Raw genomic sequence first — 14,970 nt, 5'->3', positions numbered from 1 at the left:
ATTTCCACCCCATGACGCAGTTCTGGGTCCACGGTGTGGGCGTCCTCGAGGACGAAGCCACCGAACGCCTGACCAAGCGACACCCCGACTGGCGCTTCACGGACGGCACACCGCTCACAGACGCGGCGTACGACGTACTGGTCGCCCGCTCCCCCACTCGCGAACTGGTTGCCGCCAGCCCGCACCTGCGGACTCTGATCGTCCCGTTCGCCGGAGTCCGGCAAGAGGTGCGCGATCTGCTCAAGGACTTCCCACAGGTGCAGCTCCGGACCGTGCACCACAACGCCGGACCGACAGCCGAGCTCGCAGTCGCACTGGTCCTCGCTGCGGCCCGTGCAATCGTGCCTGCCGACCAGGGCATGCGCACCGGCGACTGGACAGCCCGCTACGTGCCACCGAACCCGACGATGATCCTCGGCGGACACCCCGCCCTAGTGATCGGGTACGGCGAAGTGGGTCGCCGAATCGCCCGTGCGTTGAACGGACTCGGCATGCAGGTCCACGTGATGCGTTCGACCGAGCAAACCGGAGTGGACGGCGACATCCGCATCCACCCGCGTTCCGAGCTGCCGAATCTGGTCAGCCGGGCGCGCGTCGTCGTACTGGCGATTCCTGGCTCGCCTGCAACGGACGGTCTGTTCGGTGCGGACCTCATCGGCTTACTACCTGAGCCCAGTGTCCTCGTGAACGTCGCACGCGCCACCGTGGTCGACGAACGCGCCCTGTACGAGCGCCTGCGTGCCGGCGGGGTCGCCGCCGGACTGGATGTCTGGTGGGAGGAGGCCAGGTCGGCCGATGCGGTGACCGGAGTCACCGCATCGACGTACCCGTTCCATGAGTTGCCGAACGTTGTCCTCAGCCCGCATCGTGGTGGTGCGTTCAGCCTGCGTGAGGTCCGCGACCTGCGTCTCGACCACGTGGACGCCATCCTCACCGAGCTGGCTCAGGCCGAGTAGCCCTTCGGCGGGACCAGGGTCGCGAGCTGGTTGAAGGTCAGCCAGTACGTCGCGTTCGGGTTGAAGCCGGCCGGGTCGGCGATCAGCACGGTCGAGTCGCTGGAGTCGTACCCGATCACGGTGAAGTAGTGCCAGATCGTGTAGTTCGGGTAGCCCGGCGGGTGGTTGTTGGCGGGGGCAACGATGTTCGCGACCAGCGCCCAGCCACGGTCGATGTCGTAGACGATGTCATGCCAGAGCAGATCCCGCTGCGCCTGCGTCGGCGGGTCGTTCGGCATCTCCTTGGTCTCGTAGTAGCCGGTGTTGAGGCGGTTGTTCAGCACCCGGGTGACCTGACCGATCCAGTCGGTACCGTCCTCGTCCGTGGGCAGCTCGTTGGCCAACTGCTGCTGACTGGGCAGGTTCGACGTCTTGGCCGACAGTGCGATCCGGGTCGCGGCCGGTCCGCACCAGTAGCCGGTCTGCTGGTACTGGAACTGGATGTTCAGCGTCTTGAGTGTCTGGGTGCTGAAGCCGGACGTGGGGACGGGCTTGGCCGCTGCGGCGGCTTCGGCCGAGATGGCGGGGGCGGGACCGGCGACGGCGGGGGCGGACGCCATCGGCAGTGCGGTCGTGGCGAGCAGGGCCAGAGCGCAGAGCGCGGCCTTGAGTTTCGGCGGGGTGTGCCTCATGTCAACTCCCTCAGCCTGACGAAGTGACCCGGGGTGGTCACTCCAGCACTGAGTGCAGTCCTATTCCGGGAGAATGTAAACCCCTGCCCAGAATCGTCATGACAGCCGTCACATACTTACGATTCGGTGTTTCCGCAGGTCAGCGGCCTGTAGAGGGGGTTCGCCGGGCCTCGGAAAAGGTTCTGAACTTTTCGATGTTGCTCGAAGAGTGCGGGGAATGAGGTGACTGCGGCGGCCGTTGGCTTCAGGTATGGGCTTGTTGTCAGGAGTGCCGCTATCGGTCCTGGACCGCTCACGGCGACGTGTCGGCGAGTCAGAGGCCGAGACACTGCGCGCGACCGTCGACTTGGCGCAGGAGGTCGAGAAGCTCGGCTACAAGCGTTTCTGGGTGTCTGAGCACCACAGCGTGCCTGGAGTGATCGGATCCGCCCCCACAGTGCTGGCTGCGGCTGTGGCAGCGCGCACTGACACCATCCGGGTCGGTACCGGCGGCGTGATGCTGCCGAACCACCAGCCGCTCGTAGTAGCCGAGCAGTTCGGCGTGCTGGAGTCGCTGTACCCGGGCCGGATCGACATGGGTCTGGGGCGCTCGGTCGGCTTCACCAACGGCATCCGCCGCGCACTAGGCGTCGAGAAGGACGCGGCCGAGGACTTCGCGGACCAACTCAAGGAACTCCTCGGGTACTTCGACGGCACTCAGCAGGCCCATCCGCAGGTACACGCCCGTCCTGGCGAGGGTCTGCGCATCCCCGCGTTCATCCTGGCCATCGGGGAGGGCGCTGCGCTGGCCGCGTCGTTCGGGCTGCCCTTGGTGATCGCGGGTGTGAAGGGCGAGACAGAGCTGGTGCAGCTGATTGAGCGGTACCGGGCCGAGTTCCGCCCATCCGCCTCGGCTTCGCGACCGTATGTCGTACTGGCGGCGACTGCGGCTGTCGCACCGACGACTGAGCAGGCCAGGGACCTGTTGCTGCCGGAGGCGTGGGCGACTGCCTACACGCGGACGCGCGGGGTGTTTCCGCCGCTGGAGTCCGCTCCCCCGACCGAGATGACCGGCAGAGAGCGGGAGTTCTTCGACAACGCGCTGGCCGGCCAGATCTACGGGACCCCGGCCGAGGTCGACACCGCGCTCGGCGGGCTGGTACGACGTACTGGCGCGGACGAGGTCCTGGTCACCACGAACACCTATGACCGTGGTGACCTGGTCGCCTCGTACACCGCGTTGGCGGAACTCGCTAGCGGTTGATGCGCTCCTCGAGGCGCTTGCGCACCTCGGGCCATTCGTCGGCCAGGATCGAGAACACCACGGTGTCGCGCCACGAACCGTCGGCCTGCGCCATGTGCCGGCGCAGCACACCTTCACGCGTCGCACCGAGCTTGGCGATCGCGGCCTGGGAACGGGTGTTCTTGAGACCGGTCTGGATCTTCAGACGGCCGAACCCGCAGTCCTCGAAGGCGTGCTGCATCAGCAGCAACTTGGTCGCCGGGTTGACCGCCGTCCCCCAGACCGCGGGCGCGTACCCCGTCCAGCCGAGGTGGATCCGCTCGTTGGCCAGATCGACGTCGCCGAGACCCGACGTACCGATCAGGGTGCCGTCGGCAACCAACCGGACGCCGTACGCGAACCGCTTGGCCGTGGCGGGGATCCAGCTCTCCCGCATCTCCGCCGCACTCTTGGGCGCCACGCCACCGCCGAAGCCGCCGGCGTACACCTCGTCGTTGCCGATCGCGGCGTACAGCTCGTCGTAGTCGCTGTCCTGCAAGCGATCCAGGCGGACCACGTCACCCACCAGCGACCGCCCATCCGGTGCGACCGTCATACCCTCACCCCTTCACCAGAAGATGCAGCAGGAGCCACACCGCCGGCGCCGTCGCCAGCAGCGAGTCCAGCCGGTCCATCACTCCACCGTGACCGGGCAGCAGGTTCGACATGTCCTTGATGCCCAGGTCGCGCTTGATCATCGACTCGCCGAGGTCGCCGACGGTCGCGGTCACCACGGCCACCGCACCGACGATCGCGCCGACCCACCAGGCCCCGTCGAGCAGGAAGACGACCGAGGCGATACCGGCGCCGACACAGAACAGCGTCGAACCGGCGAAACCCTCCCAGGACTTCTTCGGGCTGATCGTCGGCGCCATCGCATGCTTGCCGAACAGGACGCCGGCCACGTAACCGCCGACATCGCTGGCGACGACCACCAGGAAGAACGTCATCACCCGCAGCGGCCCGTCGGCGTCCGGCTGGACCAGCAGGATCGCGAACCCGGCCAGCAGCGGCACGTATCCGATCAGGAACACCCCGGCGCTGGTGTCGCGGACGAAACCGACCGAACCGCCCGGCATCCGCCAGAAGATCGTGGCCAGCACCGTGCCCGCCATCGCGACCAGCAGCGCCATCGGTCCCCCGAAGTACGCGGCGATCAGCATCGCCGCCGTACCGACGAAGACCGGGATCCGCGGGATCACCGCGCCGCCGGTGCGCAGCGACTTGATCATCTCGTCGACGGCCACCAGCACGGCGGCCAGGACGACGAAGATGAACAGCACCTTCTCCCAGAACAGGGAGCCGATGATGACCACACCCAGGCCGAGGCCGACCCCGATCGCCGCGGGCAGATTACGCCCGGCGCGACCCGGATCCGGCGTGGGTTTCGGACTCGGTGCGGGCGGCGTGCTCTCGACGCCCATCACACCTCGAGCAGTTCGGCTTCCTTGTGCTTGAGCAGCTGGTCGATCGAGTCGACGTACTTCTTCGTCATCCCGTCCAGCCGCTTCTCAGCACTCTTGCCCTCGTCCTCGCCGGCCTCGCCGTCCTTGACCGACTTGTCGATCGAGTCCTTGGCGTGGCGACGGACGGAACGCACCGAGATCTTCGCGTCCTCGCCCTTGGTCTTGGCGACCTTGATGTACTCCTTGCGGCGCTCCTCGGTGAGCTGCGGCATCGTGACCCGGATGACCGCGCCGTCGTTGCCCGGGTTCACGCCCAGGTCCGACTCGCGGATCGCCTTCTCGATCGCGGCCATCGCGCCCTTGTCGTACGGCGAGATGAGCACGGTCCGCGGATCCGGGACCTGGAAACCGGCCAGCTGCTGCAGGGGCGTCGGGGAACCGTAGTAGTCCGCCACGATGTTCGAGAACATCGACGGGTGCGCGCGGCCGGTACGGATCGCGGCGAAATCGTCCTTGGCGACCTCCACGGCCTTCGCCATCTTCTGCTCGGCTTCGCGGAGTGCTTCGTCGATCACGACATTCCTCGCTTCCCTGTTGGCCGCCTCGTCGCAGCCCGTTTCGACAGATCCTAGTGGTACGGCGGCCCGGTACGGCGTACTACCCCGGCGCGACGACCGTACCGATCTTGTCCCCGTGCACGACCCGGGCGATATTGCCCTCCTCGAGACCGAAGATCACGATCGGCAGCGCGTTGTCGCGGGCCAGGCTGATCGCGGTCGCGTCGGCGACCCGCAGCCCGCGGGCCAGGAAGTCGTCGTACGAGAGCTGGTCGAACTTGACCGCGTCCGGGTTCTTCTTCGGGTCGGAGTCGTAGACACCGTCCACGCCCTGTTTGCCCATCAGCAGCGCCTCGGCGCCGACCTCGAGCGCGCGCTGGGCGGCGACCGTGTCGGTGGAGAAGTACGGCATCCCGGAACCCGCACCGAAGATGACCACGCGGCCCTTCTCCAGGTGCCGCTCGGCCTTGCGCGGGATGTACGGCTCGGCGACCTGGCCCATCGTGATGGCGGTCTGCACCCGGGTCTCGATGCCGAGCTTCTCCAGGAAGTCCTGCAGCGCCAGGCAGTTCATCACGGTGCCGAGCATGCCCATGTAGTCGGCGCGGTTGCGCTCCATCCCGCGCTGCTGGAGCTCAGCACCGCGGAAGAAGTTGCCGCCGCCGACGACGATGGCGACCTGCACCCCGGCCTGGACCACCTCGGCGATCTGGCGGGCGATCGAGTTCACCACGTCGGGGTCGACGCCGAGCTTGCCGCCGCCGAACACCTCACCCGACAGTTTCAGCAGCACCCGCCGGTAGGCGGGCGAATACGGCGAAGAGGCCGGATTCGTCTCGGTACCCAGGGTTTCCGTCACGATTCCGGCCTCTCCTCGTTGCGTTGCTGTGCTGGTCGGTCCTTAACGCCTCAGGCGCCGACCTCGAAGCGGGCGAACCGCTTCACGGTCACACCGGCCTCGTCGAGGACCGCCTTCACGGTCTTCTTGTTCTCGGTGACCGACGGCTGCTCGAGCAGCACGACCTCCTTGAAGAAGCCGTTCACCCGGCCTTCGACGATCTTCGGGAGCGCGCCCTCGGGCTTGCCCTCCTCGCGTGCGGTCGCCTCGGCGATCCGCTGCTCGTTCGCGACCGTCTCGGCCGGAACCTCGTCGCGGGTGGTGTAGAGCGGGCGCATCGCGGCGGCCTGCATGGCAGCGCCACGGGCGGCCTCGATGTTGTCACCCTCGAACTCGACCAGGACGCCGACCTGAGCCGGCAGGTCCGCGGCGCGCTTGTGCATGTACGCCGTCACCTGGCCGTCGAACACGGCGACCTTGCCGAGCTCGAGCTTCTCGCCGATGACCGCGGCCAGGGCCTCGATGTTCTCGGCGACCGACTTGCCGTCGGCCAGCTTCTCGCTGAGCAGCGCCTCGGCGTCGCCGACCTTGCTGGCCGACGCGTGCGCGACGATGTCGGCCGCGAGCTGCTGGAACTGCTCGTTCTTGGCGACGAAGTCGGTCTCGCAGTTCAGCTGGACCAGCGCGTTCTCGGCCGCGGCCACCAGGCCGTTGCTCGCGGAACGCTCGGCGCCGCGCTTCTGCGCCTTGGCCGCGCCGTGGATGCGCAGCTCCTCGATCGCCTTCTCGAAGTCGCCGTCGGTGCTCTCGAGCGCCTTCTTGGCGTCCATCATGCCCGCGCCCGTGGTGTCGCGGAGCTTCTTCACGTCAGCGGCGGTGTAGTTCGCCATTCCTCGTTCTCTCGTCTGTGTCGATGCGGCTGGATGGGCGGAGCTGTCCGGTGCCCTGCCGCCCGCTGAGGCGGGCGGCAGGATCAGCGGGTCTCAGGCCTCGTCGGCCTTCAGGGCCTCGGCGGCCGGGGTCTCCTCGGCAACCGGAGCAGCCTCGGCAACCGGAGCCTCGGTCACGACCGCAGCCTCTTCGGCCTTGGGGGCCTCGTCAGCCTTGGGGGCCTCGTCGGCCTTCGCAGCGCCGTTCTGGCTCTCCAGCAGCTCGCGCTCCCAGGCAGCCAGCGGCTCCTCGGCACCCAGCTCCTCGCCGGCCGCGGCAGCGCCCTGGCCACCACGCGACATCAGACCGTCGGCGACGGCGTCGGCGACCACGCGGGTCAGCAGGCCGACCGAACGGATCGCGTCGTCGTTCCCCGGGATCGGGAAGTCGACCTCGTCCGGGTCGCAGTTGGTGTCCAGGATGCCGATGATCGGCAGCTTGAGCTTGCGCGCCTCGTCGACCGCGAGGTGCTCCTTCTTGGTGTCCACGATCCACACGGCGGCCGGAACCCGGGCCATGTCGCGGATACCGCCGAGGGTCTTGAGCAGCTTGTCGTGCTCGCGACGCTTCTGCAGCAGCTCCTTCTTGGTGACACCGGAGGCCGCGACGTCGTCGAAGTCGATGAGCTCCAGCTCCTTGAGCCGCTGGAGCCGCTTGTTGACGGTCTGGAAGTTGGTGAGCATGCCGCCCAGCCAGCGCTGGTTCACGTAGGGCATGCCGACCCGGGTCGCCTGCTCGGCGATCGCTTCCTGCGCCTGCTTCTTGGTGCCGACGAACAGAATCGCGCCACCGGCGGCGACCGTGCTGCGGACGAACTCGTACGCCCGGTCGATGTAGGACAGCGACTGCTGCAGGTCGATGATGTAGATGCCGTTGCGCTCGGTGAGGATGAATCGCTTCATCTTCGGGTTCCAGCGCCGGGTCTGGTGCCCGAAGTGGACACCGCTCTCGAGCATCTGCTTCATGGTCACGACGGCCATGAGGTGGTCCTCCTGTCGCGCGCCCCCAGGTATCGCCCCGGGCAACGCACTCTCGGTTGTTTCGCAACGGACCGGTCGGCCCGCCGCGCCTGATGCCCGTCGTCCGACCCCATCCCAGGCGGTGAGGCCGGGACCGAGGGAGTCGCACAGTGGTGCGGGCATGCGTAGTCGCCCCACGCGAGGTGAGACGCCACGGAGAGTCTACGGGACCAACCCCACCGGAAGCGAACCGGGACCACCTTGTCCACAGGCACCAAATTCGCGCCCGCGAAACACCCACTTCAACGGCATCTTCCAAGCATGAACCTCTGCAGCCTCATCCTCGCCCTACCGACCGCCCTCGCGCCGCCTCCGGACGCCGCCTGGCCGCTCGATCCCCGGCCCGTCGTCGTCCACGGCTTCGACAACCCCGCTGAGCCGTGGCTCCCGGGTCATCGCGGGCTGGACCTGGCCGGCTCCCCTGGTCAACCCGTCCTCGCGGCTCAAGCCGGCACAGTCGCGTACGCCGGTTCGGTGGCCGGGCTCGGCGTGGTCACGGTCGCCTCCGGCCCACGCCGTACGACGTATCAACCGGTCGTGCCCGCGGTTCGCGCCGGGACGGTGGTGACCGTCGGCACGATCATCGGCCACCTGTCAGCCGCCGGATCGCACTGCGCACCCGCGACCTGCCTGCACTGGGGTCTACGTGAGGGCGAGCGCTATCTCGACCCGCTGACCCTGCTCCCCGACCGACCGGTCCGGCTGTTGCCGCTCAACCAGTCAGCTACCGGGGACGCGCGCCTGCCAGGCGTCGTCGTCCTTGGAGCGCCGCTCAACCCCGGCCGGGAGCTTGTTCTTGGCCAGGTCGATCAGCGTCGTGTGCTCGAGGACGTCACGCAGGCTGGCCCGCGCGGCGATCCAGACCCGCTGCAGGACAATGGCCCGCTCGTTGTAGGCGACGCTCTCCGGCCGCACACCGGAGATGCTCACGATCGGCCCGTCGACGGCCCGCATCACATCGGCGACCGAGATCTCGTTGGGATCCACCGCGAGCTTCCAGCCGCCGGACTGCCCGCGCTGGCTGGCCAGGATGCCGGCCCGCCGCAGATCGGCCAGGATGCCCTGCAGGAAGCCGTGCGGAATCGCCTGTGCGCGACTGAGCTCCTCGGCCGACACCACCGAGGGGTCGTTGGCCACCCATCGTTGGGTGATCTCGATCAGCGCCCGCAACGCATAGTCAGACTTCGCCGAAACCCGCATAGTCCGCAGTCTGCCGCATCGCGGGCGCTCGCCGCCGCACCAGGTGCAGCGACACACCTCCGCTCAGGCCCGCGGATGAGCCTGTTCGTAGGCCTTGCGGAGCCGGTCGGTCGAGACATGGGTGTAGATCTGCGTGGTCGCCAGCGAAGCGTGACCGAGCAACTCCTGCACGCTACGCAGGTCCGCGCCACCCTCCAGCAGGTGCGTCGCCGCTGTGTGCCGCAAGCCGTGCGGCGACAGGTCCGGCGCCTCGACGACCGCGATCCGCTCGTGCACCAACCGCCGTACCGCCCGCTGATCGATCCGACCGCCCCGCGCCCCGAGGAAAACCGCGGGTCCACTCCCGGAGCGGGCCAACTGCGGGCGCGCCTCGACGAGCCAGCGGTCGAGCGCCGCGGCGGCCGGCACGCCGTACGGGACCGAGCGTTCCTTGCGGCCCTTGCCGAAGACCCGCACGACCCGGCGGGACGTGTCGATGTCGTCGATGTCCAGCGAGCAGAGCTCGCCGACCCGGATACCCGTTGCGTAGAGCAACTCCATGATCGCGAGATCGCGCAGCCCGACCGGGCTGCCGTCGTCGGCAGCGACCGCGGCGGCGTCCAGCACGGCCCGCGTGTCGGTCAGGTTGAGCACGCCCGGAAGGCTCTTGTGCGGCCGCGGACTCGCCAGCAGTGCGCCGGGATCGGTCGCGATCCGCCCGGTCCGGTTGGCCCAGGCGGTGAAGACCCGGGCGGCGGTCGCCCGGCGGGACATCGTGCTCCGCGACTTGCCCAGACTCTGCTGCTTGGCCAGCCAGGACCGCAGGCCACGGATGTCGAGTCCCGAGAGATCGTTGTGACCAAGCCGAATCAAATGATCGAGTAGATCCGCGATGTCTCCGAGGTACGCTCTGACAGAGTGTTTGCTGAGGTCTCTTTCCGCCGTCAGATGCCGTTCGTAGTCGGTCAGTAACACCGTGAAACCCTCCGGAAGGGCTGTGCTCTCCGGTGTGGGTGACGGGTTCGCACTGACTTCGCCCGGCGTCATGCCTCGACCATGCGGGAGTGGGACCGCCATCGCAAGCCACCGCGCGGACGTCGAGAAGAGGAGGGCTGGTCGATAGCCCGAGGGTCGACTACTGTTCGGCCCGATTGCCCTAGTAGCAACGGAGGCACCCCTGACCATGGCCCCCTCAGCGAACGGACAGACCGTAGGCCGGCGCCTGCCGGTCGAGTCGGCGTTCACTCGAGTCGAGGATGCACGGCACCGTCTGCCGCGCCTGTTCGGTCGTCGCGACCTGGTCGTTCTCGGCCTGGGCGTGATGATCGGTTCCGGCATCTTCAGTATCAGCGGCAACCAGGCGGCCCTGACCGCCGGTCCGGCCGTGATCCTGTCGTTCGTCATCGCGGCGATCGTGTGCCTGCTGGCCGCGGCCTGTTACGCCGAGCTGTCCTCGACGATCCCAGTCTCGGGTAGTGCCTACACCTTCAGTTACGTGACCTTCGGCGAGATGTGGGCCTGGCTGGTCGGCTGGGCCCTCGTGCTCGAGCTCGTCACCGCCGCCGCGATCGTCGCCCGGGTCTGGTCGGCGTACCTGCTGGCCACACTGGACAGTTTCGGCATCACCCTGTCCGACGGTGTGGCGAAGTACTTCGACCCGACGGCCAAGGTCAACCTGGTCGCGCCGCTACTGCTGCTCCTGCTCACCGCGATGGTCGTCACCGGGACGAAGCTGTCCGCCCGGGTCCTGACCGTGGTCGTGGTCGCGAAGGTCGCGGTCATCCTGCTGGTGATCGTGGTCGGCGCGACGCACATCAACTGGGACAACTACACGCCGTTCGTGCCGATCTCCCGAGCAGCGCCGGCGACGGCGAGTCCGACGTTGTTCAGCTGGATACTCGATTCGTCGTTCGGCACCTTCGGGACGATGGGAATCTTCACCGCCGCGAGCACGATCGTCTTCGCCTACATCGGTTTCGACCTGATCGCGACCGCGTCCGAGGACGCCCGGAACCCGCGCAAGACGGTCCCGCAGGGCATGCTGCTCGGCGTCGGCGCCGTCACGATCCTGTACGTCGCGATGGCCGTCGTCCTGGTGGGCATGCGGCCGTACGGTCAGCTCGGTGGCAGTGCCCCGGTCTCCAGTGCCCTGGCGGCAGTCGGGGTCGGTTGGGCAGCCAAGGTGGTCAATCTCGGCGCCTTGCTGGCGCTGATGACCGTCATCATGGTGGTCCTGATCGGCCAGAGCCGCGTGCTGTTCAACATGGGCCGTGACGGCCTGCTGCCGAAGAGCCTCGGACGAGTCAGCCGGGTCTACTCCTCGCCCGCCCGAGCCGCGGGTGTGGCCGGTCTGGCCGCGGTGGCCCTGACGCTCTACCCAAGCGTGCTGCAACTCGAGGAACTGCTCGTCATCGGGGCCCTGTTCTGCTTCGCGTTCTGTGCGGTCGGCGTGCTCAGACTGCGGCGCACCGAGCCGGATCTCGAGCGTGGTTTCCGGGTGCCGATGGTGCCGCTGGTCCCGTTGCTGTCGCTCGGCGCGACGGTGTGGCTGATGCTCAACCTGAAGACCAGCACCTGGGCCAAGTTCGGTATCTGGATGGCGGTCGGGTTGGCGATCTACGGCCTCTACGGACGCTGGCACAGCCGGTTGGCCAACGAGGACAGCTGGGAGTTCGACATCGGTGACACCGACCCCGGGACGGGCGGCCTGCAGGCCATCCGGCAGGAGCCGGAGCGCACCGGTGAGCTGAAGGCGATCCGCACTCCCCAGCAGAATCAGCAGAAGCCCACCCGCGGTAAACACATGCGCAACTGACGTACTTCGCGCCGGACATCCTTCGCCGTCTGTGGTTTTCCACAGGCGGCGAAGTCGTTCCGAAATCGAGGCTCCATCCCGGCATCTTCTCTGTCGGAGGTGGTCAACGATGCGAACCAGCAACGCGGTTGGGCAGTACGGCGAGGAGCTCGCCAGCAGGTATCTCACGAACCAAGGTCTCGTCATCCTCGAGCGCAACTGGCGCTGCGCGATCGGCGAGATCGACATCGTCGCCCGCGAAGGCGACACCCTCGTCGTGTGCGAGGTGAAGACCCGGCGAGGGCTCGGTTACGGGTCGCCGCTGGAGTCGATCACGTACCGCAAGCTCACCACGTTGCGGAAGCTGGCCGGCGCCTGGCTCCGCAGCCACGAGGTCCGGCCGCGGGCGGTCCGGATCGACTTCGTCGCCGTCCTGATCACCCAAGGCGCTCCCCCACAAGTGGATCATCTGCGAGGGGCGGCCTGATGACGCTCGCGCACATGTGGTCCGTCGCCCTGGTCGGGCTCGAGGGACATCTGGTCGAGGTCGAGGCCGATATCGCTCAGGGCCTACCCAAGACCACCCTGATCGGCCTGCCGGACGCCTCGCTCTCGGAGGCCCGGGACCGAGTCCGCGCGGCCGTGGTCAACAGCGGTGAGAAGTTCCCAGACCGCAAGGTCACCATCGGCCTCTCCCCTGCAACCCTGCCGAAGACGGGCTCACATTACGACGTCGCCATCGCCTGCGCCCTACTCGCGGCGGCCGGGGTCGTCGAGCCAGTGTCGTCGCGGCGCACCGCGATCATCGGCGAGCTCGGGCTGGACGGCCGGATCCGGGAGGTCCGCGGTGCCCTCGCGATGACGCTGGCGGTCGCCAGGTCCGGTTTCGACCGAATCGTCGTACCGGAGCTGAATGCGGGTGAGGCCCGGCTGGTTCCGGGGATCGAGGTCTATGGGGTGCGGTCACTGCGGCAGGTGCTGGCGTTGTTGCGCGGGGTCGAGATTCCGGACGAGGCAGCTCCGCATCCCGAGCCACGACTGCTGTCGGAGTCGCTGACTCGGGTCCCGGAGGTCGATCTGCACGACGTGATCGGGCAGGACGAGGGCCGGCGAGCGATCGAAGCGGCGGCCGCAGGTGGTCATCACCTGTTCCTGCACGGCCCGCCCGGTTCGGGCAAAACAATGCTGGCCGAGCGGCTGGCGGGGTTGATGCCGAATCTCAGTACCGACGAATCGCTGGAGGTGTCGGCGGTGCATTCGCTGGCCGGGATGCTCACCGGAGAGGCTGAGTTGGTCTCGCGGCCACCGTTCATCGCGCCCCATCACACGGCGTCGTTGTCGAGCCTGGTCGGCGGCGGTTCGGGCGTACCTCGCCCGGGAGCTATCAGCTGTGCACATCGCGGAATCCTGTTCATCGACGAGGCCCCCGAGATGCATCCGCTGACTCTGGACACTTTGCGGCAGCCGCTGGAGTCCGGCTTCGTCGAGGTTCATCGATCGGCGGCGGTGGCGAAATTCCCAGCCCGTTTCATGTTGGTCCTGGCCGCGAATCCCTGTCCCTGCGGCATGTCCGGCGTCCGGCAGGCCGTCTGCAACTGCACACCCCAAGCACTCGCACGCTACCGACAACGCATCAGCGGCCCGATCAAAGACCGCCTAGACATCCAGCGCCAGATCCTCCCCGCCGGCCGCAGCAGCGCCGACACAGAATCCTCCGAGCCCACAGCCGCCGTAGCCGCCCGCGTCCAGGCCGCCCGAGATCGCCAATCCGCCCGCTTTCGCAACAGCCCATGGACCCTCAACAGCCAGGTCCCCGGCGCCGTCCTCCGCCGCGACTTCCCCCTCGACTCGAAAGCCCAGCAACTCCTGGAAGACCACTACTCCACCGGCCGCCTCACCGGCCGCGGCTTCGACCGCGTAGTCCGCCTCGCCTGGACCCTCGCCGACCTCCGCGGCCTCCCCCAGCCAACCCTCGAACTAACCCACGAAGCCTTCCAACTCCGCACCGGCGAAACCCTCACCCCTCTGTCCGACACCCGCCCCCTCAAAGGAACCCCCTCATGACCCCCACCTGCGCCCCAGCAACCACTATCCAGAGCCGTTTTGTCGACGAGTTTGGCGGAGGTGGGTCGGCGGACGGGGTTCCTCGGGCTGGGGTTGGGGGTGGCGGGGACGCGGAGCGGTTGGCTCGGGTGGGGTTGGGGCGGGTAATCGAGCCGGGGGATCTGGCGGCGTTGAAGGTGTTCGAGGGGGTTGGGGTGGTGGAGATGTGGGAGCGGTTGCGGCGTCAGGAGGTGGGGACGGAGCGATGGGTGACGCGGATGGCCAAGGTGGAGCCGGAGCGGGACCTGGAGCGGGCGGCGGCTGTGGGGGCGCGGTTCGTGATTCCGGGGGACGACGAGTGGCCCGAGCAGGTGGAGGTGCTGGCGGAGGCGGGACAGTTGAGCCGGCGGGCTGGAGTGCCGTTCGGGTTGTGGGTGCGGGGGCCGGCACACCTGCGGCAGGTGCTTGAGCAGTCGGTCGCGATTGTCGGGGCCCGGGCCTGCTCGTCGTACGGGTCGCATGTTGCTGGTGAGTTGGCGGCTGGGTTGTCGGGCAAGGGGTACGCCGTGGTGTCGGGCGGGGCGTACGGGATCGACGCGGCTGCTCATCGCGGGGCTCTGTCCATAGGCGGTGTGACCGTCGCGGTGTTGGCTTGTGGGGTGGACAAGAGCTATCCGCGGAGCAACTCGGCGTTGTTCAGCCGGATCGTCGAGCAGGGGCTCGTGGTCAGCGAGTTGTCACCGGGGTGTTCACCGAGCAAGCTGCGGTTCCTCGCTCGCAACCGCCTGATCGCCGCCGCGAGCCAAGGCACACTGATCGTCGAGGCAGCAGTCCGCAGTGGAGCGCTGAACAGCGCAGGCTGGGCCGAGCAGTGCGGCCGCCCAGTGATGGCGGTTCCTGGCCCCATCACGTCCCGCATGTCCGAAGGCAGCCACCTCCTGATCCGCGAGCGAGACGCCGTACTCGTCACCGACGTCCCCGAGATCATCGAGGCGGTCTCACCCTTGGGCACCGGGCTGACCTCATACCGGCACTCCCCCAAAACCCCGTTCGACGAGCTGTCCCACGAGCTCCGCCGCACCCTCGACGCCGTCCCCGTCCAGACCCCAGCCCCCACCCACCGCATAGCCACCACAGCCGGCCTCGACCTCCCTACCACCCAAGACGCCCTAGAAGCCCTAACCGCCCTCAACCTCGTCCACCAAAGCGCCACCGGCTGGTGCCTAACCCGCCAGCCCGGTTAGGCGGTTCGGGTGGTGTCAACCGAAGCTGCCGCGATCCGGGGAGGATCCCCCCAAATACGTCCCCGATCCACC

At 68.1% G+C, this 14,970-nt stretch carries 15 protein-coding genes and 1 pseudogene; 7 read left to right on the top strand and 9 right to left on the bottom strand.

The window, feature by feature from the left end:
• Positions 1 to 11 precede the first annotated feature (11 nt).
• Positions 12 to 956 (top strand): NAD(P)-dependent oxidoreductase, encoded by a 945-nt coding sequence (locus ABD231_RS23235; protein WP_344155640.1) that lies wholly within the window; start codon positions 12 to 14, stop codon positions 954 to 956.
• Here ABD231_RS23235 and ABD231_RS23230 read toward each other — a convergent pair.
• Positions 944 to 1,627 carry a C39 family peptidase gene (locus tag ABD231_RS23230; protein WP_344155637.1) on the bottom strand — a complete coding sequence of 228 codons (684 nt, stop codon included), beginning with the start codon at positions 1,625 to 1,627 and terminating at the stop codon, positions 944 to 946. The two genes, ABD231_RS23235 and ABD231_RS23230, sit on opposite strands and share 13 nt — an antisense overlap.
• A gap of 250 nt (positions 1,628 to 1,877) precedes the next feature.
• Here ABD231_RS23230 and ABD231_RS23225 point away from each other — a divergent pair, with 250 nt between their 5' ends.
• Positions 1,878 to 2,870 (top strand): LLM class flavin-dependent oxidoreductase, encoded by a 993-nt coding sequence (locus tag ABD231_RS23225; RefSeq protein WP_344155634.1) that lies wholly within the window; start codon positions 1,878 to 1,880, stop codon positions 2,868 to 2,870.
• Here ABD231_RS23225 and ABD231_RS23220 read toward each other — a convergent pair.
• The 6 genes from ABD231_RS23220 to rpsB all read right to left on the bottom strand — a co-directional run bounded on the left by ABD231_RS23220 (position 2,860) and on the right by rpsB (position 7,599).
• Positions 2,860 to 3,444 carry a GNAT family N-acetyltransferase gene (locus ABD231_RS23220; protein ID WP_344155631.1) on the bottom strand — a complete coding sequence of 195 codons (585 nt, stop codon included), beginning with the start codon at positions 3,442 to 3,444 and terminating at the stop codon, positions 2,860 to 2,862. The genes ABD231_RS23225 and ABD231_RS23220 overlap by 11 nt on opposite strands.
• A 4-nt stretch (positions 3,445 to 3,448) precedes the next feature.
• Positions 3,449 to 4,312: a phosphatidate cytidylyltransferase gene (locus tag ABD231_RS23215; RefSeq protein WP_344155628.1), complete on the bottom strand. Its 864-nt coding sequence runs from the start codon at positions 4,310 to 4,312 to the stop codon at positions 3,449 to 3,451.
• Complete coding sequence (gene frr, locus ABD231_RS23210; protein WP_425554199.1) at positions 4,312 to 4,866, bottom strand: ribosome recycling factor; 555 nt, start codon at positions 4,864 to 4,866, stop codon at positions 4,312 to 4,314. Before frr ends, ABD231_RS23215 begins: the two co-directional genes overlap by 1 nt.
• Positions 4,867 to 4,951: 85 nt before the next feature.
• Positions 4,952 to 5,710 (bottom strand): UMP kinase, encoded by a 759-nt coding sequence (gene pyrH, locus ABD231_RS23205; RefSeq protein WP_380155819.1) that lies wholly within the window; start codon positions 5,708 to 5,710, stop codon positions 4,952 to 4,954.
• Between the two features lie 50 nt (positions 5,711 to 5,760).
• A complete protein-coding gene (tsf, locus tag ABD231_RS23200) occupies positions 5,761 to 6,579 on the bottom strand; it encodes a translation elongation factor Ts (protein WP_344155622.1) in 819 nt (272 codons plus the stop codon).
• 93 nt (positions 6,580 to 6,672) lie between these two features.
• Complete coding sequence (gene rpsB, locus ABD231_RS23195) at positions 6,673 to 7,599, bottom strand: 30S ribosomal protein S2 (RefSeq protein WP_344155620.1); 927 nt, start codon at positions 7,597 to 7,599, stop codon at positions 6,673 to 6,675.
• 300 nt (positions 7,600 to 7,899) lie between these two features.
• On the opposite strand from rpsB, the pseudogene ABD231_RS23190 reads away from it, so the two are divergent.
• Positions 7,900 to 8,250, top strand: a pseudogene (locus tag ABD231_RS23190) (M23 family metallopeptidase); the annotation flags it as partial.
• Between the two features lie 108 nt (positions 8,251 to 8,358).
• Here ABD231_RS23190 and ABD231_RS23185 read toward each other — a convergent pair.
• Entirely contained in the window at positions 8,359 to 8,838 is a 480-nt protein-coding gene (locus ABD231_RS23185; RefSeq protein WP_344155618.1) for an RrF2 family transcriptional regulator, read from the bottom strand.
• A 63-nt stretch (positions 8,839 to 8,901) separates the two neighbouring features.
• Positions 8,902 to 9,864, bottom strand: coding sequence for a tyrosine recombinase XerC (locus tag ABD231_RS23180; protein WP_344155615.1), 963 nt, complete (start codon positions 9,862 to 9,864; stop codon positions 8,902 to 8,904).
• A 136-nt stretch (positions 9,865 to 10,000) separates the two neighbouring features.
• Between ABD231_RS23180 and ABD231_RS23175 the strand changes: the two genes are divergently transcribed.
• The 4 genes from ABD231_RS23175 to dprA all read left to right on the top strand — a co-directional run bounded on the left by ABD231_RS23175 (position 10,001) and on the right by dprA (position 14,898).
• Positions 10,001 to 11,632: an APC family permease gene (locus ABD231_RS23175; RefSeq protein WP_344155612.1), complete on the top strand. Its 1,632-nt coding sequence runs from the start codon at positions 10,001 to 10,003 to the stop codon at positions 11,630 to 11,632.
• A 109-nt stretch (positions 11,633 to 11,741) separates the two neighbouring features.
• Positions 11,742 to 12,098 carry a YraN family protein gene (locus tag ABD231_RS23170; RefSeq protein WP_344155609.1) on the top strand — a complete coding sequence of 119 codons (357 nt, stop codon included), beginning with the start codon at positions 11,742 to 11,744 and terminating at the stop codon, positions 12,096 to 12,098.
• Positions 12,098 to 13,675 carry a YifB family Mg chelatase-like AAA ATPase gene (locus tag ABD231_RS23165; RefSeq protein ID WP_344155606.1) on the top strand — a complete coding sequence of 526 codons (1,578 nt, stop codon included), beginning with the start codon at positions 12,098 to 12,100 and terminating at the stop codon, positions 13,673 to 13,675. Before ABD231_RS23170 ends, ABD231_RS23165 begins: the two co-directional genes overlap by 1 nt.
• A gap of 176 nt (positions 13,676 to 13,851) precedes the next feature.
• Complete coding sequence (dprA, locus tag ABD231_RS23160; RefSeq protein WP_344155847.1) at positions 13,852 to 14,898, top strand: DNA-processing protein DprA; 1,047 nt, start codon at positions 13,852 to 13,854, stop codon at positions 14,896 to 14,898.
• Positions 14,899 to 14,970 lie beyond the last annotated feature (72 nt).

Source organism: Kribbella yunnanensis (genome assembly GCF_039529655.1).
Taxonomy (GTDB): Bacteria; Actinomycetota; Actinomycetes; order Propionibacteriales; family Kribbellaceae; genus Kribbella; species Kribbella yunnanensis.
This window is presented reverse-complemented; position numbering and strand designations above follow the sequence as displayed.